Origin of the sequence: Devosia oryzisoli (assembly GCF_014837245.1) — a bacterium.
Lineage (GTDB): Bacteria > Pseudomonadota > Alphaproteobacteria > Rhizobiales > Devosiaceae > Devosia > Devosia oryzisoli.
The window spans coordinates 705,373-725,341 of the sequence record NZ_JACYFU010000002.1; the positions used below are offsets into that span (position 1 = coordinate 705,373).

Below are 19,969 nucleotides of genomic sequence, written 5' to 3' on the forward strand. Positions count from 1 at the left end.
CTGGTCCTGGGGCGATACTAGCCAGCGCTGCTTATGCCAAGCTTAACGGCGGAGGACGAAGCGCGTCGGTTTGCGCAACGAAGGGAAAAGCAAAGGAGCGATCCGACGCGCTGCCTAGGCCGTCCAGCCGCCGTCGATGATATGCACCTGTCCGGTCGTGTAGGTGGCGCCGGCGAGATAGACCGCAAGATCGGCCACCTCATCGGGCCGGGCGATGCGGCCGATGGGCTGGCGAGCGATGAAGGCCTTGCGCGCTGCCTCGACATCCCCCGTCGCGGCCCAGCGCTGGTGCAGGCTGGGCGAATCCACCGTGCCCGGGCAGATGGCATTGACGCGGATATTGCTCGTGGTGAAATCGGCGGCGATCGACTTGGTCAGACCGACGACGGCTGCCTTGGAGATGGAGTACGCAGCGCGGTTGGGGACACCCTTCACCGATGAAGCGACCGTGGCCATGTTGATGATCGCCCCGTCCTTGCGCTCCAGCATCTGCGGCAACACGGCCTGGATCGTCCGGATCTGCGCCTTGACGTTGAGGTTCAGCGCAAAATCGAGATCGGCATCGCTCATCTCCAGCACCGTGCCCGAATGGACGACACCGGCGCAGTTGAACAGGACGTCGATCCGGCCGATCTCGGTCACCGCAGCCTTGACGGCTTGATCTGACAAGACGTCGAGAACACGAGTGGAAATGTTCTGGGCGCCCTCGAGCTGGGCAAGAAGCTCGGCATTGATGTCAGTGGCGACCACTCGCGCACCGGCGCGGGCGAAGGCTTCTGCGGAGGCGCGACCGATGCCTTGCGCAGCGGCGGTGATGAGAACGACTTTGCCGGCGAGGTCAGCCATGTTTGTCCTTGAGGTGTTCGTGGCCGCTTCCGGCCGGAAGCGGCTCCCTCCCCCTTAGGGGAAGGAGCCGCTGTCTTCAGTCGTACAGGACGGCCGCGATCTCGGGGTCGTCCATATTGGTGGCGTCGTACCAGTTGAAACCGGAGTCGATGACTTTGGGAAGGGTTTCGCCCTTGAGCGCGCCCACGGCAGCCTTGACGGTTTCGTAGCCGATCCCGACCGGGTTCTGCGTGATAGCGCCGGCCATGACGCCCGACTTGATCATGCCCTTCTGGGCGGCACCGCTATCGAAGCCGATCACGACGATGTCGCTGCCCAGTTCGGTCTTGCCGTTGGCCACACCGATGGCCGAGCCTTCATTGGCGCCGAAGATGCCCTTGAGGTCAGGATTGGCCAGCAGGATGGACTTGGTGATCTCGGTCGACTGCAGCTGATCGCCGCCGCCATACTGGACGCTCACCACTTCGATATTGGGGTGCGCCTCTTTCATGCGATTGACGAAGCCGTCCACTCGGTCGATGCCAGTGCGGCTGGTCTGGTCATGGGCGACGACCGCAACCTTGCCCTCATCGCCGATGAGTTCTGCCATCTTGTCGGCAGCCAGCGCGGCCGCCGCAACGTTGTCCGTGGTGACGGTGGTCAGCGGAATGTCGCTGTCCACGCCACTGTCGAAAGCGATGACGGGGATATTGGCGGCCTTAGCCTGTTCGAGGAGCGGAGTCGCCGCCTGCGAGTCGAGCGCTGCAAAGCCGATGGCGCTGGGATTGCGCGACAATGCCGCGGCCAGCATGTCCATCTGCCGGTCGACCTGGGATTCGGTGTCGGGTCCTTCGAAGGTGACCTTGACGCCCAGTTCTTCGCCGGCCTTGTCGGCCCCGGCCTTCACGGCCTGCCAGAACTGATGCTGGAAGCCCTTGGAGATGAGCGCAATATCGTAATTGTCCTGCGCGATAGACGGCACGCCGGCGGTGGCCAGCATGGCCAGGGCGCTGAAGGCGCCGAGGACGGTGCGACGGGTGAGCATGGTGATCCTCCCAAACTGCTCGTTCTTATGGGGTCGTGAAGCGACCTCTTGATGTTGGCGCGGATGCGCGGATGGTCGGTGCCTAAAGAGAGCGGCGCCGCAGTATGTCGGCATAGACCGCCAAGATGATGATGGTGCCGGTGACGACCGTCTGCCATTCCTGGGGTACGGAGAGAATGCGCAGGCCATTGGCCAGCACAGAAATGATGAGGGCACCGATCAGCGTGCCCAGTACGGTGCCGCGACCGCCCGAGAGCGAGGTCCCGCCAATGACCACCGCAGCAATGGCGTCAAGCTCGTAGCCCTGCCCCAGCGCCGGCTGTGCCGAATTGAGGCGGCTGGCGATCAGGAGACCGGCGATGCCGCAGATGGAGCTCGAGGTGGCATAGACGGCGATCTTCCAGCGATCGACATTGACGCCCGAAAGCCGCACGGCCTCTTCGTTGGAGCCGAGGGCGAAGGTGTAGCGACCCAGTGCGGTCCGCGAGAGCACAAAGGCAGCGATCAGCGCGACGGCAAAGAGAATGACGACGCCGTTGGGGATGGGCAGCGCCGGCAGGATCGCGCCGATGAACGAGCCCTGCGCGATCTGCGTGAAACCGGGCGTGTCGTTGAAATAGATGGGCTTGGTACCGGAAATGACCAGCGACAGGCCCTTGAGGATCAGCATCATGCCGAGCGTGGCGATGAAGGGCGGGACCTTGAGCTTGGCGATGACCGTGCCGGAAACCAGGCCGGAGACAGTGCCCGCAAGAATGGCGGCGACGATGCCGACCGGCAGCGGCAGGCCCCAGAACGTCAGCACGACGCCTGCCACGACCGCGCAAAAGGTCATCAGCGTGCCGACCGACAGATCTATGCCGCCAGTGATAATGACCAGCGTCGCCGCGATGGCCAGCACGCCGTTGACCGACGTGGCCTGCAGGATAGCGAGAATGTTCTGAGTCTGCATGAAATTGGGCGAGGCGAGCGAAAACACGATCACCAGCGCAATCAGCCCGGAGAACGCCAGGAGGCGGTGAAAAGCGCCTGAAACGCGCGGGCTGGAGCGGACGGCGGGAGCAGTGGCGTCGGTCATGGCTTTCCCTCGATTTTCCGCTGTTGCGTGAGGCTATCCCGCATGGCGCACCTGCATGGACGGTTCGCGCTGGGTGGCAAGGCGCATGATCTCTTCCTGACTGGTGCCGCCAGGCAGAAAGCCGGTCAGGCGACCCTCGCACATCACCGCGATGCGGTGGCTGAGGCGGAGCACCTCGGGCAATTCCGAGGAGATGACGATGATCGCCTTGCCCTGTGCGGCGAGCGTATTGAGCAGCTTGTAGATTTCGGTCTTTGCGCCCACGTCGATGCCACGCGTCGGTTCATCGAAGATGAGAATGTCGCAGTCGCGCAGCAGCCACTTGGCAATGACCACCTTTTGCTGATTGCCACCCGAGAGCAGCCGCGCTTCCTGGGTCTCGCTTGGCGTCTTGATCGACAGTTGGCGGATGTAGCCCCTGGCCGCATCGCGCATGGCCGCATCGTTGAGGATGCCGCCCGGGCCGGTGAACCGTTCGAGGCTCGGCAGCGCGATGTTGTTGCGCACGTCGAGCCCGGTCGCGAGACCGAAAAGTTTTCGATCCTCGGAGAGATACCCGATGCCGCTGGCGACCGCATCCCTGGGGGTCGAAATGCCGACACGCTTGCCATGCACCCAGATTTCTCCGCTCTCGCGGCGGTCGGCGCCGAATATGGCCCGGGCGACCTCCGTCCGTCCGGCCCCCATGAGACCGGCGAACCCGAGAATTTCGCCTTGGCGAACCGAGAAGCTGACGTCGCGGATTTCCCGCCCGCGATTGAGGTTGCGCACTTCGAGCGCAACCGGCGCATCGGCAGTGTTGGGTACGACGAAGGTCTCGCTGCCAAGCGTGCGCCCGACCATCATGGAGATGATCGTCTCGATGGGTGTTTCGGCGGCGGGGACGGTGCCGACATATTCGCCGTCCCGCATGACGGTGACGCGGTCGGATATGCGCTTGATCTCGTCCATCTTGTGCGAAATGTAGACGATACCGACGCCCTCAGCCTTAAGCCGGTTGATGATGGCAAAGAGCTCGGCGATTTCTGCGTCATTCAGCGCCGCCGTCGGCTCGTCCATGATGAGAACGCGCGACCGGTAGCTCAGGGCCTTGGCAATCTCGACCATCTGCTGCTTGGCGATGGTCAGGCTCTCCACCACGACAGTGGGGTCGAGCCGCAGGTTCATCGAGTCGAAGATGGCCTGCGCGTCGCGATTGAGGGCGCGCTCGTCGAGAATGCCGAAGCGACGGGGCTCGCGACCGATGAATATGTTCTGCGCCGCGGTCAGGTCCCGCATTAGCGCCAGTTCCTGGTGGATAATGCCGATGCCGCGATCCTGCGCTTCGCGCGGGGAGGCAATTTCGCTGGGCCGACCATCGAGCAGGATTGTACCAGCATCCCGCTGGTAGACGCCGGAAAGGATCTTCATCAGCGTCGACTTGCCGGCGCCGTTCTCTCCCATGAGGGCGTGCACTTCTCCGGGCAGGAGTTGGAAGCGCGCCTGAGACAGGGCGCGCACGCCAGGGAACGACTTGTCGATGCCGGTCATCTCGACCAACGGCACGACAGGCGCGCTCTCCCGTGGCTCCACCATTATGGCATCCTCCCGCGGTCGCACCGCTCCAGGGGCGGTTGCAACCGGGGACGAGCTAAGGGCAACACGGCCAGGCTGTCAAGCGGTCAGACCAGTGGACACGGGCTGCCGGTGTCAGTAGAACTTCATCAGGGGGCAGGATGAAGCTACAGGCCGTTTCGAACCGCAAACTCTACATCCAGATCGCCGACCAGATCCGGGACCAGATCCTGGCGGGAGCGGTCGAGGCCGGTCGGCAGTTGCCTTCGGAACGAGACCTCGCATCGTCCCTCGGAGTATCCCGCCCAACTGTGCGCGAAGCGCTGATCGCCCTCGAGGTGGCTGGACTGGTCGAGGTCAGGGTTGGGGTGGGAGCCTTCGTTCGCGGACCGGGAAGTCCCGCCGCTGCGCTGCCCGAAAGCAGCGCCTCGCCGCTCGAAACAATGGCGGTACGGCGGCTGCTTGAGCCGGAGGCGGCGGCGCTGGCCAGCCGGTTCCTGTCGCCAGCTGCGGCGGCGCGCCTGCGTGAGACGCTGCAGAACATGCGAGCCGCGACGGAAGCGGGGTATTGGTCCACGGATGACGACCGCGCGCTTCATATGATCTTGGCCGAGGCCAGCGGCAACGCCGTGCTGCGCGGAATTCTGGACGACCTCTGGACCGAGAGGCGGTGTGCGGTGGACACGCGGTTTCATCAGCACCTGGCTGATATCGGTTCGGTACGGGCGCAGATCCTGGCCGACCACGACGCGATCGTTGCGGCCGTGGTCACCGGCAACGAAAGCGCTGCGCGCGTGGCCATGGCGCGGCATCTGCAGTTCGTCAGCGATGCAATGCTGGAGGCCTGGGAGTAGCGGGCGCTAGACCGGCTGCCCCATTGTGGTATGGCGCTAGGGCGCAGTGACAGACGGCAGGCTGGCCCTTTGGTCGCGCCTCACCGCCTCTTCTTCAACCAGGGTCATCTGTAAGCGGCCGCCGAACCCATCGGTGATGGTGCCTCCAGAGGTTGGTTCGTGGTGCGGTGGTGGTATCAATCGGGCACAGCACGGACGGGTGGTGCCGCAAGTGTGACCGCCAAGGGCGTTTGCGCCTGCGCCACAGAGGTTGCACACTGCCCAGCAAAATTGCCAACAACACAGGGAAAACAAGATGCAGATCGGAATGGTGGGCCTTGGTCGCATGGGCGGCAACATGGTTCGGCGGCTGATGCGATCCGGACACGATTGCGTCGCCTACGACGTCAGCCCCGACAACGTAGCCGCACTCGTCTCCGAAGGCGCTACGGGCAGCGCATCGTTGGCCGATCTGGTGGGCAAACTCGATGCCCCACGTACCGTCTGGCTCATGGTTCCAGCTGCACTCACGAGCCAGCTCGCCCGCGAGATTGCCGCGCTTCTTTCGGCAGGCGACACGATTGTTGACGGCGGCAACTCCTATTATCGCGAGGCGGTGGACCTGTCGCGCGAGTTCGCCGGGCTCGGCATCGACTTCATCGACGTCGGCACGAGCGGCGGCGTGTGGGGGCTGGAGCGCGGTTTCTGCCTCATGATCGGCGGTGCCGAGGCCGCCGTCAAACGCCTCGATCCCATCTTCGCGTCTCTAGCGCCAGGCGCTGCCGGCCCTCTGGACGGTGCTGTGGGCACGGCGCCTGCGGGGTATCTCCATTGCGGGCCATCGGGTGCCGGCCACTTCGTCAAGATGGTGCACAACGGCATAGAATACGGCGTTATGGCCGCGTTTGCCGAAGGGTTCAATGTGCTCGACAAGGCCGACGCCGGCACCGAAACGCGCACCACGGATGCCGAAACGGCGCCGCTGTCCGAGCCGGAATATTATCAGTACGATTTCGATATTGCCGCCGTCGCTGAAGTCTGGCGGCACTCGAGCGTAATCAGTTCGTGGCTACTGGACCTGACCGCAGAGACCCTGCTGCGCGACCCCAAGCTCGACAATTTTGCGGGCAACGTCTCCGATTCCGGTGAAGGCCGCTGGACGCTCAAGGCCGCCATCGAGACCGGCGTGCCGGTACCGGTGCTTTCGTCAGCACTCTTCCAGCGTTTCTCCTCGCGTGGCAATGACGAGTTCGCCAACAAGATGATCTCGGCCATGCGCTACGCCTTTGGCGGGCATCACGAAAAGCCGGGCGGCTAGACTACATCATCCGCTTGTCCAGGTCGGCGAGAATCCACACCGTCCCGCCGACCATGATCGCCAGGAGCAGCGCGGAGAAGAGGATCAGTTGCAGATCCTCCCGCTTTTGGCGGCTGAAGTCGATGTGGAGGAAGTAGCGGAACTGCAGCACCACCTGGGCCAGTGCTGAAACGCCGATGATCCAGAGGGCGGTTATCTGATCGAGGCGGAGGATCACTGCTCCAAAGGCCAGAGCCGTCCAGGCTGCGCAGGCGGCGAAGCCGATGAAGTAGCTGCGACGCTCGCGCTGTTCGTGGGTCATGCGAGGCCTCCCAGGAACACGACGGAAAAAATGCCGATCCAGATCAGATCGAGGAAGTGCCAGTAGAGCCCGAACATGAGCATGAGGCGCTTCGTGTGGTGGTTCTCGCCACGCCGGAGGATGAGCGCCATCATCACACTTGCCCAGAGGATGCCGACGGTGATGTGGAGGCCATGCAGCCCCACCAGCGCCCATAGACTTGATAGCCAGCCCGACCGGGTGGGTGCGCCGCCCTTTGCAGCCATGTCGGCAAAGTCCTTGATTTCCAGGGCGAGGAAGGCGAGGCCCAAGAGGGCCGTCACGGCGAGCCAGAAGGTGACCTTGGCCACGCCTTCCTTGTATTTGACCGCGAGTGCTGAAAAGCCACAGGTGAGGGAACTGATGAGGAGAATGGCCGTCTGGAGGCCCACACTCGTCAGGTTGAACAACTCAAGCGGCCCTGGCCCCCCCGCCCGCCCCACGACGTCGCTGGCTGCCGCGTATGTGGCAAAGAACACGCCGAAGGTGATGAGATCGCTCATCAGGAAGACCCAGAAGCCGAATACAGTGGCCTCGGCGCCTGCATGATCGCTGCCATGATCGGCACCGAGGTTGATCCCGGGGTGGAGATTGTCGCTCATGCCGGGTTACCCTCGAACACCGCGCGACCGCGGTTGGCAGGCGTATCTTCCTCATCGCGCGTAACGGGCGTAGCCGCATGCACGGCCGCGAGCCAGGCCTCCGTCTTTTCCCGCACTTCGGCTGCGGGAATCGTGCGCTCGGTGTCGGTGCGGAAGACGCGGAAGATCATGGCGGCAGGGATCGCGACGAACCCCAGCGCCGCGAACCACCAGATGTGCCAGATGATGCCGAAGCCCATGCAAAAGCTGGCGACAGCTATTACGAGACCGAAGGCGGTGGAGCGCGGCATCACGATATCTTCGTATTCTTCGATGGGCGCATAGGCGCGACCATCCTGCTTGGCCCGCCAAAAATCGTCGACCTGCCGAACCTGAGGAAGGCGAGCGAAGTTCCATTCCGGCGCGGGGGCCGCCACGCTCCATTCCAGCGTCCGCCCATCCCACGGATCGCCCAGCGGCACGGCAAAACGGTCGCGATGCCTGATCGAGTACCAGAAGGTGAAAAAGATCATCGCCAGCGCCGCCAGGACAACAAGGGCCCCGATGCCGGCCACGGTTACCCATGGCCCGTAGGCGCTGTCATCGAAGTCCGGCAGACGGCGGGGCATGCCCATCAGGCCCAGCACGTACAGGGGGAAAAAGGTGAGACTGAATCCAACGACCCAGAGCCCCGCTGTAACGCGTCCGAGGCGCTCGTCGAGCCGGAAACCGAAGACTTTGGGAAACCAGTAGTGAATGCCCGCGAGCACTCCATAGAGGACACCGGGGATCAGGACGTTATGGAAGTGCGCGACGAGAAAGGTCGAGTTGTGCACCTGATAGTCGATGCTGGGGTTGGCGAGGATCATGCCGGTCATGCCGCCAATGACAAAGAGCATGAAGAAGCCGAGGAGATAAATCATCGGCACGGTGAGGCGGATCCGGCCGCGCCAGAGCGTTGCCATCCAGTCGTAGACCTTCACCCCCGTCGGCACGGCGATGACCATGGTGGCGATGCCGAACGCGATGTTGACGGAAGATGACTGCCCCATCGTGAAGAAGTGGTGCAGCCAAACCGTGAAGGAAATGACGGCGATCGCCATGGTGGCCAGCACCAGCGACGTATAGCCATAAAGCGTCTTGCCCGAGAAGGTGGAGGCGACTTCAGACCACACGCCATAGGCGGGAAGCACCAGGACGTAGACCTCCGGATGGCCAAACATCCAGAAGATGTTGGCGTAGTTCATCATGTTGCCGCCCAGATCATTGGTGAAGAAATGAAATCCGAGGAGACGGTCAAGCGCCAGCATGGCCGATGAGACAGTCAGCGGCGGCATGGCGTAGATCAGCATGATGGCGGTGCAGAGTGAGGTCCAGGTGAAGAGCGTCATGCGCATGTAGTGCATGCCGGGCGCGCGCTTCTTGTAGATCGTCACGGCAAAATTGATGCCCGAAAGCATGGACCCGACGCCGGATATAAGGATGGCCCAGAGCCAGTAATCGGGACCGACGCCGGGGTTGAAGGCGAGGCCCGTATAGGGCGGGTAATTGGTCCATCCCCCGGTGGCGAACTGGCCGATGACCAGCGAGATCATCATCAGGGCAGCGCCTGAGGCGGTGAGGCCGAGACTGACTTGGTTCATCACCGGAAAGGCCATGTCGCGTGCACCGATCTGCAGCGGCACGGCGATATTGATCAGCCCGACGATCATCGGCACGGCAACGAAGAAGATCATGATCGTGCCATGGGTACTGAAAAGCTGCGCGAAATGATCGGCGGACAGAAAGCCACCGGCCAGTGCGGTGCCCTGCTGGGCGCGCATGACCGCGCCTTCCGCAACGCCGCGGGACATCATCACCAGCGCCAGAACGATGTACATGACGCCAATCTTCTTATGGTCGACGCTGGTCAGCCAATCCCGAAATAACGGCACCCAAAGCCGATAGCGCGTCAGCAGGACCGTGGTTACGAGGGCGCCCAGGATTACGAGACCGGCTGCTCCAGAAGCCACGGCGGTGTTGACACTGGGGTGAGCAATGAGCTCGGCAAAGGGTGTGTCCGTCCACCCGAGGCGGCCGAAGAGCAGGTTCATGGCTGGTTTCCGGGGAGGTAGGCAGCTGCGCCGGGCTGGGAAGCCGGCTCAACCGGGCGGCCGTCATGATAACGGCCAACGATGGACTGAAAGAGACTCTCATCCACGAGGTTGAGCACAAGGCTGCCCTCTTGCAGGCCGAACTGCTCGCGTGCATCGTCGAGGGTGCCGGCCCTCGCCAACTGGGCATAGGCGTCTGCGTCGAGAGCGGGCGCGTCGGCATGACCGGCGGTCCAAGCCTGCCATTGTGCATCGGGCAGGAGGTTCACCGGGAAGTCCTGCCGCGCGAAGCCGGCGCCATTGAACTGGACGTTGCGCCCCTTGGTGATCCCCGCAGTGTCCGCGACGAGGTTCTGCTCGCTGATCATGCCGGGCATGGCGTAGACTTGCCCGGCCAGCGAGGGGATCATGAAGCTCTGCATGACCGTGTCGGTCGTGAGGCGCAGCTGAACCGGCCGGTCCACCGGCAGAACAAGAGTGCCCACACTGGCCAGATGCTGCTCGGGGTAAAGAAAGAGCCACTTCCAGTCGAGGCCCACCACATCGATCTCAAGCGGGTCAGGGCCGAGCGGTTTGTATGGATCGAGCCGGACGGTAGACTGCCACAGCCAGAACCCGAGGATTGCCACCAGCACTACCGGCACACCCCACATCACCGCCTCGAGATGGCCGGAAAAACCGAAGTCGGGCCGATACGTGCCGTGCCGCTGCCGACGATAGCGCCAGACAATGATAGGCACCCCGACCAGGACCGGGACAACGGCGATGGCAGTAATTCCTATGACCCGCCAGAGGTGCAACTGCTGCTGTGCGGCGACGGGACCCATTGGCGTAAGCAGGCCATCGGCCAGTGCAGAGCCCGCCAGTAGCGCAAGGAAGAACGGTATTGCGGCGAGGCGCAGGAAACGGTCCATGCCCAAGCCAACTCCCAAGATTTGCCCTATCTGGTCCGTCTCGAGCGGACCAGCGTAAGAGCCTAACACACAATATGCGGTGGTGTTCCGCCCGAGGCCGCAAGATTTTCACAAGCCGCATGCTAGGGTGCCGCATTTCCCGAGGGGATCGCCGTGACCGATCTTTATCCCGCCAACTTCTACACCGACCGCCGCCGACACACGGCGCATGCTGCAGAGCGCATTTTTGCGGCGTTGCCTCTCGGCCTAGTCCGCGACAGTGTTGCTGATATTGGCTGCGGCACCGGCACATTTCTCGCCCAAGCCCTCAGAACCGGCGCAAGCCATGCCTTCGGCGTGGAGGGCGACTGGCTGGACGCGAGCTTGCTGGACGACAAGCGCATCGTTTTCGAGCATCGAAACCTCGAACAACGCCTCGGCTGTCACGCGGTGGATCTGGTGGTGTCGCTAGAGGTGGCCGAACATCTCTCACCAGAGCGAGCGGCCACCTTCGTTGGCGATCTCTGCGCCATGGCGCCTGCCGTTCTGTTCAGCGCAGCGATCCCCGGCCAGGGCGGGGTCGGACACCTCAACGAACAATGGCCTAGCTTTTGGGCTGCGCTGTTCCGGCAGCAAGGCTATTCGGCGCATGACATCATCCGGCCCAAAATCTGGGCCGACGACGCTATCCCCGCCTGGTACCGGCAGAACACGCTGCTGTTCCTTGATCAGGTGACTGCCGAGCGGCTCGATCTTCGTCCCGATGACCCAGCGCTGCTCGACCGGGTGCATCCAGCCTTCTGGGCACGAGCCAACCGGGAGCTGGCATACGCCAATGCCCTACCAGAGTCCGAAGTGTTGCGGCGGCAGGCGGAGGCGGCCCAGCAATAATCAGCGCGCGGCCCAGAGCAGGCCGCGCTTGAGGATGGTGCGGACATGCGGGATGTCCAGTTCCTCCGCGGTATGGCCGAGCGAGGAATAGAACACCCGGCCTTTGTCGTGCGTGGTGGTGAACACCACGGGCATCACGACATTCTTGCGCCAGGGGTGGATGTCGCCCGAAAAGGTGGTTGTCGCGAGCACTTCGACGGCCGGATCGTAGTTGAGATAGTACTGCTCGGACGTGTGCTCGAAGCTTTCGATACCGGCCATGATCGGATGGTCGGGGCGGGTGACGTCCACGCGGTAGGCCATGATGTTGCCTGGGTGCTGTACCCAGTAGACGCTTGCGGCATAGCGGAAGGGCACGCTGGCGCGGAAGGTCGTCGCGAGGCCCATGTGGTAGCCGGCAAGACCCGTCCCGGCGCGGATCGCCGTGATCAATTTGTCCATCTTGTCGGGCGCGAGCGTTCCGTCGGTGATGACGGGCACGACGAGGTCGTTGCTGCCGACATCTTCCGCGCCCAGCGCGTCGTAGTCCGGCGTGACGGTGACGGCGAAGCCTTCTTCTTCGAGAAGCTCCCGCACGACGTGCGCGCCGCGCTCGGGAGTGTGTAGTTCCATGCCGCCCCAGACGACGAGGGCCTTCTTGGTCATTCCCGGTGCTCCTTTCACAGCCCCAACCCGACAGCTTCGGTGCGATGCACACCCCTGGGCACGAAGGGGAACCCGTCGTCCATGCCCAGCAGTTTTGCAGAAAGATGAACCACCGAGAGCCACATCTCGGTCCCCTGCAGGCCTGGCTCCTGGCCATCTGCAAAGGCGAACCCTTCGCCGTCGATCCACCGCTCTCCCGCCCGGGCGATGATGTGCCGCGCGATGTCTTCGGCTTCCGGCCGGCGATGATCGGTCTGATTGAGGCAGAGCCAGAGCGGGTGGATGGTGTCGAGCAGGTTGCAGGCGGTATAGGTCCGGTCGGAAAACCCGCCGTACTGGCGATAATTGAGCAGCACCGCATCGATGGCGGCCTCGGGCCGCGGCACGGCAATACCGAACTGGGCATAGGTGCCGCGAGTCAGGCGATAAAAGCCGTTGACCGGCTGCAGCAAGCCCTCCTCCGGTGTGGGCGATCCCCAAAGGCCTGAGGCGCGATCCTGCTTGAGCGCCAGCCAGCCGAAAAGCGTTTCCCGCGCGGTGGTGCTCGAATGATAGCGCGCGTTGAAATAGAGCGCCGTGCCGATAGCGTCGACCGCCGCGCCAGCGCCCCAGGCTCGCTCGCGCCAGGGCAGTTCCTGGAGCCACTGGCAAAGATCGGCGGCGGCCAGTTCCACGGCATTGATCCGATGCCGGGGGCGACTGCCCAGGGCTTCCAGCGCATAACCGGCCGAAAGGATGTTGTAGAGGGCGAGCCCGTCGTCGCGCATCGGCCGGTCGGGGTGCGGCGAAATGAACGGATCGGGAAACAGGCCAGTCTCGGGATCCTGGACCGCCTGCAGGCGCTCTATGGTCGCGGCCACATCGAGCCCGGGTTGGAGGGCATCAAAACTCGTCGCGATTTCGATGGCATCGCAGAGGTGCCGGTTGGAGCGGCGGTTCTGGCCGTCGGCCTCGCGCGATAGATATTCGCCCTCGCTTTGATTGGCAGCAAGCACGTCCCGCCATTGGGCCGCGGCGCGATCGCCAAGGGCACTGAGCTGCGCCCTGGTGGTGTCGGTGCGGCCACGGCCGCGAAAGCGCAGCACTTTGGCGGGCACGCCGCCCACGATCGCCTTTTCCGGCACGTCCTTGCTGACCACGGCGCCGGCCGCGATCACCGCGCCGCGCCCGATGGTGACGCCATCGACCACCACCGCGTTGGCGCCGATCCAGACATCGTCGCCGATGGTAATGCCACGGCTGAAGTGGGTCTGCTGCCAGATGGGAATGTCGGGATCGTCATAGCCGTGGTTGAAGCCCACCAGCGTCACGTGGCTGGCGATGCGCACGCCATCGCCGCAGCGCACCTTGCCCGAAATCATAGCATAGGAGTTGACCGTGCAGTGAGCGCCGAACTCCACATCGCCGCGGACCAACGCATGGCCGCCGATCCAGCTCTGGGCACCCAGAACGAGGCGGGTGGTGAAGATGGCTGCTGCCGAGGCCACATAGGCCGTCGGATGAAACTCGCCCCCGGCCTTTTCGCGCAGCAGGCTCAAGCGCGCCTGATGCTGGGGGCTCGCGATATCCTCAGGCGTACGATCCCAAGTCAGGAACTGGAGGCGCCTTTGCGCAAACTCGTCCCCGACGGGCGCAGTCGCCGGCTCGCGCGGGCGGCTCGCTGTCTCGTCCATTATGCCAGCCGCTCCAGCAGCGTCGGCTCGATTTCGTAGAGCATAGGCTCTCCGCGCACGAAGCGCTCGACCTCCTCCACCGCCATCAGGCCGAGGCGGAGCCGTTCGGTGCCGGCGGCGCCCGCGACATGGGGCGTGAGGAAGACGTTGGGCAGGGAAAACAGCGGCGACTCCTGCGGCGGGATTTCGGGGTCGGTGACGTCGATCACCGCCTGGATCCGGCCGGTTCGAAGCTCGTCGATCAGGGCGGCCTCATCGACCAGCGCGCCGCGCGCCGTGTTGATGAAGGCGCTGCCGTCGCGCATCAGCTTGAAGTGGCGGGCGCCGAGCATGCCACGCGTCGACGGCAGCGAGGGGGCGTGGAGCGAGACCACGTCCGAAGTGCTCATCAGCGTGTCGAGATCAACGAGGCGCGCGTGCGCGGTGACAGGATCGCCAGGCTGCACGAAGGGGTCGTACAGCAGCACGGTGAAGTCGAAGCCGGCCAGCATGGCGGCCACACGACGCCCGATGCGCGACGCGCCAATGAGCCCCACGGTGCGGCAGAAATTGCCGATGGGGCCATCCATCAGTTCATAACTGGAGCGGCGGCTGGGGTCCGCGCGGTAGAGATCGCGGAGGGCAAAGACCTGCTTGTTGGCGAACAGGATGGCGGCCAGGGTGTATTCTGCCACCGGGACCGCGTTGGCCTCGGCGGCATGGGAAACGCGGATGCCGGCGGCGTATGCGCCGGGATCGACGGTGTACTTAACCGTACCGGCCGCATGCGCGATCAGCCGCAGGCGCGGCGCGGCGCGCAGCACCTCGGGCGTGATGACAGGGCAACCCCAGCCGGTCACCAGCACCTCTGTTTCCGCCAGAAGGGTTTGCGCGCGGCTTTCAGAAAACGAGGTCACCGGCTCATCCGAGAGCACCTCGCAGCAGGCGTGCAGCCGCGCCAGGGCCTCGTCGTCGAAGACATGTCGCGTTCGTCGCGGATCGAGGGCGAAGGCGAGTTTGGGTCGCATCAGAAGCGCTCCGGCACGAGGATGGCGCTGACGTCGATGCCCTCGCGGGCGAATAGCGCGTCCAATTCGGCAATGTCCGGGGCCCGGGGCGGGTTGCGCAGGGCAGCATCGGCTGCAGCGCCGGCCGGCAGGGCCATGGCCGCGGTGACGAGCACCGTGGTTCCCGCTGCGATGTCACCCCGCACCTGCGGCACCAGTGTTTTCGAGACGATGAGATTGGTGTTGGGCAGCGCCCGCAGCACCCGTCCGTCGCGACCACCGACAAGACAGACGATGGCACTGAGATCGGTGGCGCTGCTGGCAACGCCCCTGCCCTTTTCTTCAGTCAGCGTATCCGCGTTGAGATCGGCCCGACCTATGGCAAAGCCGCCTTCGGTGGCGTGGAGTGGACGGGGCGTGGTGATGCGGTGGACGCGGATGTGCCAGGGATTGGCCGGCAACAGCCAGGTCTCCACCGTCACGTCGTTCCAGGGCTTCCACACGGCATGGAGCGTGGTGCCGGCGATCTGGGCCTTTTCGTTGGTTTCGCGGGTCCGGTAGTGGCGGCCATCGTCGGAGAAGGCCAGCGCACCGTCAAAGACGCCCTGCGGGTAGGCCCGCTCGTCCACTTCGACGGAAAACCCGTAGCGGGAGGAATAGACGAGCTTGGAGTATTTCTCGGCGCCGGCGCGCATCTGCCAGTTCTGCTGGCCGCTCGAGAGCACGACGACATTGCCGGGCGTATGGAAGCTCACCATGCCCGGATGCTTGAGGGGCACCGGCTTGTCGTCGAAGCCGGCCTCCTCCTCCTCGGCCGCCCAGAAGGGATGGTCGGCCGGCAGCGCCAGCGGCAGGAAGGCTTTGAGCGCCCAATAGGGCGAGCCCGCAGAATTGTAACTTTCGGACATGAAGAGGTTGGGGTAGCCGAAGCCGATGGAGAGAATCCCGTCGCGGTTCGCGATGGGCAGCTTGCTCCACCAGCGCAGGTGGCGCAGGAAGTGCCCCTTGATGACGCCCCAGGGCAGTCCTTCGACATCGGCAAAGGCCAGCGCGCCCCAGATGCCGCCGCAGGCGAAGCGATAGGTCAGCGAACGCCCGAAGGCGAGCGTACCGCCATCCTCGTCGAACCAGTGCTGGATGTCCCTGGCAAAGAGCGCTGCCCGCTCCTTGTAGCGCTGGACCCGCGCGTCGTCGCCCTTGGCCAACTTGGCATAGATCAGGCCATAAAAGTGCATGGCGAAAGGAATGTAATGGTCGATGCGACGCACATTGCCGTCGCGATACCAGCCGTCGTCGATGTAAAAGCCATCCAGCTCTTCGAGATATTTCTCCGTCAGGCTGCTATCGAAATCGACGCCGCATTCCTCAAGGCCGAGATCGACCAGGACGCGGAAGAATTTCCAGTTGTTGTCTGCATAGTTGAACTGGCGCGCGTGCTTGAGATAGGCGGCCAGATTGTCCTTGGCCTTTTGCGGCAGCGGTTCCCAGACGAGGTGCGGCAGGAGGCGCAGGGTGAAGCCTATCGCGGCCAGTTCCACCATGCGCTGGTCGGTGGAATTCACTTCTCCCCAATATTCGGGGTGCTCCGGGTCGGTGCCGTTTGCGAGACCCTGACGATAGTAGTCCCAATAATCGAAATCGGCGCCGCCGGCTGCCAGCGGGGTCAACCCCCAAAGCGGTCGGGCGAACCCCTCGAGGTCGGCAGCGGCGCGATCGAAATGGGCGCCCGCGCCATCGAGCCGCACGCGCGCCCGACCCTCGGAAAAATAGGGCAGCAGCGGCTGGAACAGGTCACGCAGGCCCTTTTCGACGTCGGCACGGGTCTTGAGCGGATTGCCGAAAAGCGGATTGGCGGTGGCTGGGTCGTACGTCATGTCAGGCAAATGTCCTTTGCGGCGCGTCGTCGTAGGCGCCCTTGAGATCGAGTGTTTCGGCAAAATGGCAGGCGGCAGACTGCGCCGTGCCGTGAATGGGTCGGAGCACCGGCTTGTCGCTGCGGCAGCGGTCTTGGGCGTATTTGCAGCGTGTGTGAAAGGGACACCCCTGGGGGCGGTTGCCGAGATAGGGGATTTCGCCCTTGAGTTCGGGGCGTCGACCCTTGCGCCGCGTCGGATCGGCGATGGGGAGCGCCTCGAGCAGCATTTCGGTATAGGGATGGCGTGGGCGCTCGAACAGCATCTCGGTGGGCGCGGTTTCCACCACGTGGCCCAGATACATCACCACCACCCGATCGGCGATGTAGTTCACCACCCCCAGATCGTGGCTGATGAAGATGTAGGTGAGGCCGAATTCCTCCTTGAGATCGTCAAGAAGGTTCAGGACCTGCGCCTGGATCGACACGTCGAGCGCCGACACCGCCTCGTCGGCGATCACCAGTTTCGGATCGAGCACGAGCGCGCGGGCGATGCCGATGCGCTGACGCTGGCCACCGGAAAAGGCATGGGGGTAGCGCCCCAGGGCGTCGGCGGGGATGCCGACCCGCGCAAGCGTATCCACCACCTTGTTTTCCAACTCCTGTCCCCTGGCGATCCTGTGGATGCGCAGAGGCTCTGCCACCAGATCGAAGACGCGCATGTTCGGGTTGAGCGAACTCATCGGATCCTGGAAGATCATCCGAATGTCCTGTCGGTAGGGCTTGATCTGGCGCTTGTTGAGCGAGGTCAATTCCACCTCACCGCCGGACTTGGGGTGATACACCACCCGGCCTGCCGTCGAGGGTTGCGCCTTGATGATGCAGCGCCCCAGCGTGGTCTTGCCGCAGCCGCTTTCGCCCACGACGGCCAGCGTTTCGCCCGCCTCGACCGTCAGGTCGATATCGTTGAGCGCCACCAGTTCACGCGACTTGCCGAAGAGGCCGCCGCCCAGCGTATAGACCTTGGAGAGGTTTTCGACCGTCAGAAGGCGGGTCATGCCGGCTCCTCCACATTTGCCTGGGTAAGAAGGTGGCAGCGGGCGATATGGCCTGCCCCCACCTCGGTTCGTTCGGGGCGAATGTTGGGGCATGGCGCGAAGGCATGCGGGCAGCGGCTGGTGAAGGCGCAGCCTTCCGGCCGGTCCTTGGGAGAGGGCACCGTGCCCTTGATGGGCGAGAGTCGCTGCCGCTCCGCCTTGCGCTGCAGCCGCGGAACCGAATTCATCAGCGCCTGCGTATACGGATGCTGTGGGGCGCGGAATACTTCGTAGACATCGCCCTGCTCCACCACGTCGCCCAGATACATGACGGCCACTTCGTCGGCGACCTCGGCCACCACGCCCAGATCATGGGTGATGAAAAGGATCGCCATGCCGAAATCGTCCTGCAACTGGCGCAGGAGATCGAGGATCTGCGCCTGCGTCGTGACGTCGAGCGCGGTGGTCGGCTCGTCCGCGATCAGCAGCTTAGGGGTACAGGCCAGGGCCATGGCAATCATGGCGCGCTGCCGCAGGCCGCCGGACAATTCGAACGGATAGGCGTTGGCGCGGTCGCGAGCGCCGGGCACCCCGACCTGATCGAGCAGGGCAATGGTGCGCTCGCGCGCCTGTTTCTGGCTCATGCGCTCGTGCAGCATGATCACCTCGTCGATCTGGTTGCCGATGGTGTGCACCGGCGAGAGCGAGGTCATCGGCTCCTGGAAGATCATCGATATCTGCGCGCCACGGATCGAGCGCATGGCGAGACCATCGGGATCAAGCCGGGCGATGTCGACCGGCCCGTCCTGTGCGGCGTCGTAAAGGATTTCGCCGCGGCTGATATCGGCGTTCTTGTCGAGCAGGCGCAGCACGGCCCGGGCCGTCACCGACTTGCCGCAGCCGCTTTCACCCACCAACGCCAGGGTCTTGCCGGGAGTGAGGGTGAGATCCACCTGCCGCACGGCCTCGATGTCGGGCTCGTCGGGCGAGGTGAAGACAATGGCCATGTCGTTGACCGAGAGAAGGGGTTTGGTCATGCCGCGCCTCGTGAGTGTGTGGAAGCTTTCCCCCTCACCCGTCTCGACCTTCGGTCGATCCACCCTCTCCCCGAGTGGGAGAGGAATAAGAGGCGTGACGGCCTATTCTTCTCCCTCTCGGGGAGAAGGTGGCGCGCAGCGCCGGATGAGGGGGGAGCGGAAACGGTCATCGAGCTACCGGCCATGTGGATCAGCGGCGTCGCGGAGGCCGTCCCCGAAGAAATTGAGGGACAGGATGACCACCACCACGCAGATGCCGGGGGCCAGCAGCCAGGGAGCCGTGGCGAGGGTGCGGATGTTCTGCGCTTCCTGCAGCAGCGTGCCCCAGGAGACGATGGGCGCCTGCAGCCCGAGACCAAGAAAACTCAACGCGGTTTCGGCCAGGATCATGCCGGGGATGGCCAGCGTCGCGGCCGCGATGATGTGGCTCGAAAAGCTCGGCACCATGTGGCGCGTGATGATGCGCCAGTCGCTGGCGCCGTCGAGTTGCGCGGCGGTGACGAAATCCTCCGTCCTGAGGCTGAGGAACCGTCCGCGCACGACGCGGGCCAGTTCAGTCCAACCGATGAGCGAGAGGATGATGGTGATGGCGAAATAGGTCTGGAGCGCACTCCAATCCTTGGGCATGGCCGCCGCCAGGCCCATCCAGAGCGGAATGGTGGGCATGGAGCGGATGAATTCGACGACGCGCATCACCGCTCCATCGAACCAGCCACCGTAGAAGCCGGCAAAGCCGCCGATGATGATGCCGAAAAAGAGGCTGAGCGTCACGCCGGCAAGGCCCACGGACAGCGAGATGCGGGTGCCGTGGATGAGGCGGCTCAGCATGTCACGGCCGAGCCGGTCGGCACCCAGGATATAGAAGGGATCGCGCGGGTTCTCGACGCCGATGAACTTGATGGACATCGGAATGAAGCCGGCCAGCAGGTAGGGCTCCGATGGCGCAAAGAACCGCACCGGGATGACGACTTCGGAGTCCACCACGAAGGTGCGGCGCATCGCCTTGCGGTCGATCTCGGTGGTGTAGCCATTGACGTGCGGCTGGAAGTGCCATCCGTTTTCGTCCGAGACAAAGAAATGGATGCCCTGCGGCGGCGCATAGGTGTAGCGGGCGCTGTAGGCGCCGGGGTCAGTGGGCGCCAGGAACTCGGCAAACACTGCCACGAGATAGAACGCGACGACGATCCAGAGGCTGACAAAGGCCAGTTGATGACGCCGGAACCGCCGCCACATCAGGTGCAATTGCGATTCCCGCACGCGGGTGGGGCGCGTTTCCTCCGCGAGGGGGGCTATGGTGTCGAGCGCCATG

At 64.1% G+C, this 19,969-nt stretch carries 18 protein-coding genes; 3 read left to right on the forward strand and 15 right to left on the reverse strand.

The window, feature by feature from the left end:
• Positions 1 to 114: 114 nt before the first annotated feature.
• The 4 genes from IC608_RS10050 to IC608_RS10065 all read right to left on the reverse strand — a co-directional run bounded on the left by IC608_RS10050 (position 115) and on the right by IC608_RS10065 (position 4,523).
• Positions 115 to 846, reverse strand: a complete 732-nt coding sequence (locus IC608_RS10050) for an SDR family oxidoreductase (RefSeq protein ID WP_191774997.1) — start codon at positions 844 to 846, stop codon at positions 115 to 117.
• 76 nt (positions 847 to 922) lie between these two features.
• Positions 923 to 1,870: an ABC transporter substrate-binding protein gene (locus IC608_RS10055; protein WP_191774999.1), complete on the reverse strand. Its 948-nt coding sequence runs from the start codon at positions 1,868 to 1,870 to the stop codon at positions 923 to 925.
• 82 nt (positions 1,871 to 1,952) lie between these two features.
• Positions 1,953 to 2,948, reverse strand: a complete 996-nt coding sequence (locus IC608_RS10060) for an ABC transporter permease (RefSeq protein ID WP_191775000.1) — start codon at positions 2,946 to 2,948, stop codon at positions 1,953 to 1,955.
• A gap of 33 nt (positions 2,949 to 2,981) precedes the next feature.
• Complete coding sequence (locus IC608_RS10065) at positions 2,982 to 4,523, reverse strand: sugar ABC transporter ATP-binding protein (RefSeq protein ID WP_210316287.1); 1,542 nt, start codon at positions 4,521 to 4,523, stop codon at positions 2,982 to 2,984.
• A gap of 140 nt (positions 4,524 to 4,663) precedes the next feature.
• On the opposite strand from IC608_RS10065, the gene IC608_RS10070 reads away from it, so the two are divergent.
• Positions 4,664 to 5,356 (forward strand): FadR/GntR family transcriptional regulator, encoded by a 693-nt coding sequence (locus IC608_RS10070; protein ID WP_191775002.1) that lies wholly within the window; start codon positions 4,664 to 4,666, stop codon positions 5,354 to 5,356.
• A gap of 295 nt (positions 5,357 to 5,651) precedes the next feature.
• Positions 5,652 to 6,653 (forward strand): phosphogluconate dehydrogenase (NAD(+)-dependent, decarboxylating), encoded by a 1,002-nt coding sequence (gene gnd, locus IC608_RS10075; protein WP_191775004.1) that lies wholly within the window; start codon positions 5,652 to 5,654, stop codon positions 6,651 to 6,653.
• A 1-nt stretch (position 6,654) separates the two neighbouring features.
• Here the strand turns inward: gnd and IC608_RS10080 are convergent, their stop codons facing one another.
• From IC608_RS10080 to IC608_RS10095, 4 genes are read right to left on the reverse strand one after another with little or no spacing between them, the layout of a single operon-like run.
• Complete coding sequence (locus IC608_RS10080) at positions 6,655 to 6,954, reverse strand: cytochrome o ubiquinol oxidase subunit IV (protein ID WP_191775006.1); 300 nt, start codon at positions 6,952 to 6,954, stop codon at positions 6,655 to 6,657.
• The gene (locus IC608_RS10085) at positions 6,951 to 7,574 is read right to left on the reverse strand and encodes a cytochrome c oxidase subunit 3 (RefSeq protein WP_191775008.1); all 624 of its coding nucleotides are present in this window, start codon (positions 7,572 to 7,574) and stop codon (positions 6,951 to 6,953) included. Before IC608_RS10085 ends, IC608_RS10080 begins: the two co-directional genes overlap by 4 nt.
• Entirely contained in the window at positions 7,571 to 9,646 is a 2,076-nt protein-coding gene (locus tag IC608_RS10090; protein WP_191775010.1) for a cbb3-type cytochrome c oxidase subunit I, read from the reverse strand. The genes IC608_RS10085 and IC608_RS10090 overlap by 4 nt, the downstream gene beginning before the upstream one ends.
• Positions 9,643 to 10,560, reverse strand: a complete 918-nt coding sequence (locus IC608_RS10095; protein ID WP_210316288.1) for a cytochrome c oxidase subunit II — start codon at positions 10,558 to 10,560, stop codon at positions 9,643 to 9,645. Before IC608_RS10095 ends, IC608_RS10090 begins: the two co-directional genes overlap by 4 nt.
• Positions 10,561 to 10,713: 153 nt before the next feature.
• On the opposite strand from IC608_RS10095, the gene IC608_RS10100 reads away from it, so the two are divergent.
• Complete coding sequence (locus tag IC608_RS10100; RefSeq protein ID WP_191775012.1) at positions 10,714 to 11,430, forward strand: SAM-dependent methyltransferase; 717 nt, start codon at positions 10,714 to 10,716, stop codon at positions 11,428 to 11,430.
• Here IC608_RS10100 and IC608_RS10105 read toward each other — a convergent pair whose 3' ends face one another.
• The 7 genes from IC608_RS10105 to IC608_RS10135 form a co-directional block, all read right to left on the reverse strand.
• On the reverse strand, positions 11,431 to 12,075 hold the full coding sequence (locus IC608_RS10105; RefSeq protein ID WP_191775014.1) for a ThuA domain-containing protein: 645 nt from the start codon (positions 12,073 to 12,075) through the stop codon (positions 11,431 to 11,433).
• Positions 12,076 to 12,089: 14 nt separating this feature from the next.
• Complete coding sequence (locus IC608_RS10110; protein ID WP_191775016.1) at positions 12,090 to 13,748, reverse strand: acyltransferase; 1,659 nt, start codon at positions 13,746 to 13,748, stop codon at positions 12,090 to 12,092.
• Entirely contained in the window at positions 13,748 to 14,758 is a 1,011-nt protein-coding gene (locus IC608_RS10115) for a hydroxyacid dehydrogenase (RefSeq protein ID WP_191775453.1), read from the reverse strand. Before IC608_RS10115 ends, IC608_RS10110 begins: the two co-directional genes overlap by 1 nt.
• Positions 14,755 to 16,608 (reverse strand): DUF2264 domain-containing protein, encoded by a 1,854-nt coding sequence (locus IC608_RS10120; protein ID WP_191775018.1) that lies wholly within the window; start codon positions 16,606 to 16,608, stop codon positions 14,755 to 14,757. The genes IC608_RS10115 and IC608_RS10120 overlap by 4 nt, the downstream gene beginning before the upstream one ends.
• A 1-nt stretch (position 16,609) precedes the next feature.
• Positions 16,610 to 17,644: an ABC transporter ATP-binding protein gene (locus tag IC608_RS10125; protein ID WP_191775020.1), complete on the reverse strand. Its 1,035-nt coding sequence runs from the start codon at positions 17,642 to 17,644 to the stop codon at positions 16,610 to 16,612.
• Entirely contained in the window at positions 17,641 to 18,660 is a 1,020-nt protein-coding gene (locus IC608_RS10130) for an ABC transporter ATP-binding protein (RefSeq protein WP_191775022.1), read from the reverse strand. The genes IC608_RS10125 and IC608_RS10130 overlap by 4 nt, the downstream gene beginning before the upstream one ends.
• Positions 18,661 to 18,834: 174 nt before the next feature.
• On the reverse strand, positions 18,835 to 19,968 hold the full coding sequence (locus IC608_RS10135) for an ABC transporter permease (RefSeq protein ID WP_191775023.1): 1,134 nt from the start codon (positions 19,966 to 19,968) through the stop codon (positions 18,835 to 18,837).
• Position 19,969: the final 1 nt, after the last annotated feature.

What these genes read in the sequence shown, in the direction of transcription:
- IC608_RS10050 (WP_191774997.1), bottom strand. Translation starts at nt 846, where the DNA reads ATGGCTGACCTCGCCGGCAAAGTCGTTCTCATCACCGCCGCTGCGCAA.
- IC608_RS10055 (WP_191774999.1), bottom strand. Translation starts at nt 1,870, where the DNA reads ATGCTCACCCGTCGCACCGTCCTCGGCGCCTTCAGCGCCCTGGCCATG.
- IC608_RS10060 (WP_191775000.1), bottom strand. Translation starts at nt 2,948, where the DNA reads ATGACCGACGCCACTGCTCCCGCCGTCCGCTCCAGCCCGCGCGTTTCA.
- IC608_RS10065 (WP_210316287.1), bottom strand. Translation starts at nt 4,523, where the DNA reads ATGGTGGAGCCACGGGAGAGCGCGCCTGTCGTGCCGTTGGTCGAGATG.
- IC608_RS10070 (WP_191775002.1), top strand. Translation starts at nt 4,664, where the DNA reads ATGAAGCTACAGGCCGTTTCGAACCGCAAACTCTACATCCAGATCGCC.
- gnd (WP_191775004.1), top strand. Translation starts at nt 5,652, where the DNA reads ATGCAGATCGGAATGGTGGGCCTTGGTCGCATGGGCGGCAACATGGTT.
- IC608_RS10080 (WP_191775006.1), bottom strand. Translation starts at nt 6,954, where the DNA reads ATGACCCACGAACAGCGCGAGCGTCGCAGCTACTTCATCGGCTTCGCC.
- IC608_RS10085 (WP_191775008.1), bottom strand. Translation starts at nt 7,574, where the DNA reads ATGAGCGACAATCTCCACCCCGGGATCAACCTCGGTGCCGATCATGGC.
- IC608_RS10090 (WP_191775010.1), bottom strand. Translation starts at nt 9,646, where the DNA reads ATGAACCTGCTCTTCGGCCGCCTCGGGTGGACGGACACACCCTTTGCC.
- IC608_RS10095 (WP_210316288.1), bottom strand. Translation starts at nt 10,560, where the DNA reads ATGGACCGTTTCCTGCGCCTCGCCGCAATACCGTTCTTCCTTGCGCTA.
- IC608_RS10105 (WP_191775014.1), bottom strand. Translation starts at nt 12,075, where the DNA reads ATGACCAAGAAGGCCCTCGTCGTCTGGGGCGGCATGGAACTACACACT.
- IC608_RS10110 (WP_191775016.1), bottom strand. Translation starts at nt 13,748, where the DNA reads ATGGACGAGACAGCGAGCCGCCCGCGCGAGCCGGCGACTGCGCCCGTC.
- IC608_RS10120 (WP_191775018.1), bottom strand. Translation starts at nt 16,608, where the DNA reads ATGACGTACGACCCAGCCACCGCCAATCCGCTTTTCGGCAATCCGCTC.
- IC608_RS10125 (WP_191775020.1), bottom strand. Translation starts at nt 17,644, where the DNA reads ATGACCCGCCTTCTGACGGTCGAAAACCTCTCCAAGGTCTATACGCTG.
- IC608_RS10130 (WP_191775022.1), bottom strand. Translation starts at nt 18,660, where the DNA reads ATGACCAAACCCCTTCTCTCGGTCAACGACATGGCCATTGTCTTCACC.
- IC608_RS10135 (WP_191775023.1), bottom strand. Translation starts at nt 19,968, where the DNA reads ATGGCGCTCGACACCATAGCCCCCCTCGCGGAGGAAACGCGCCCCACC.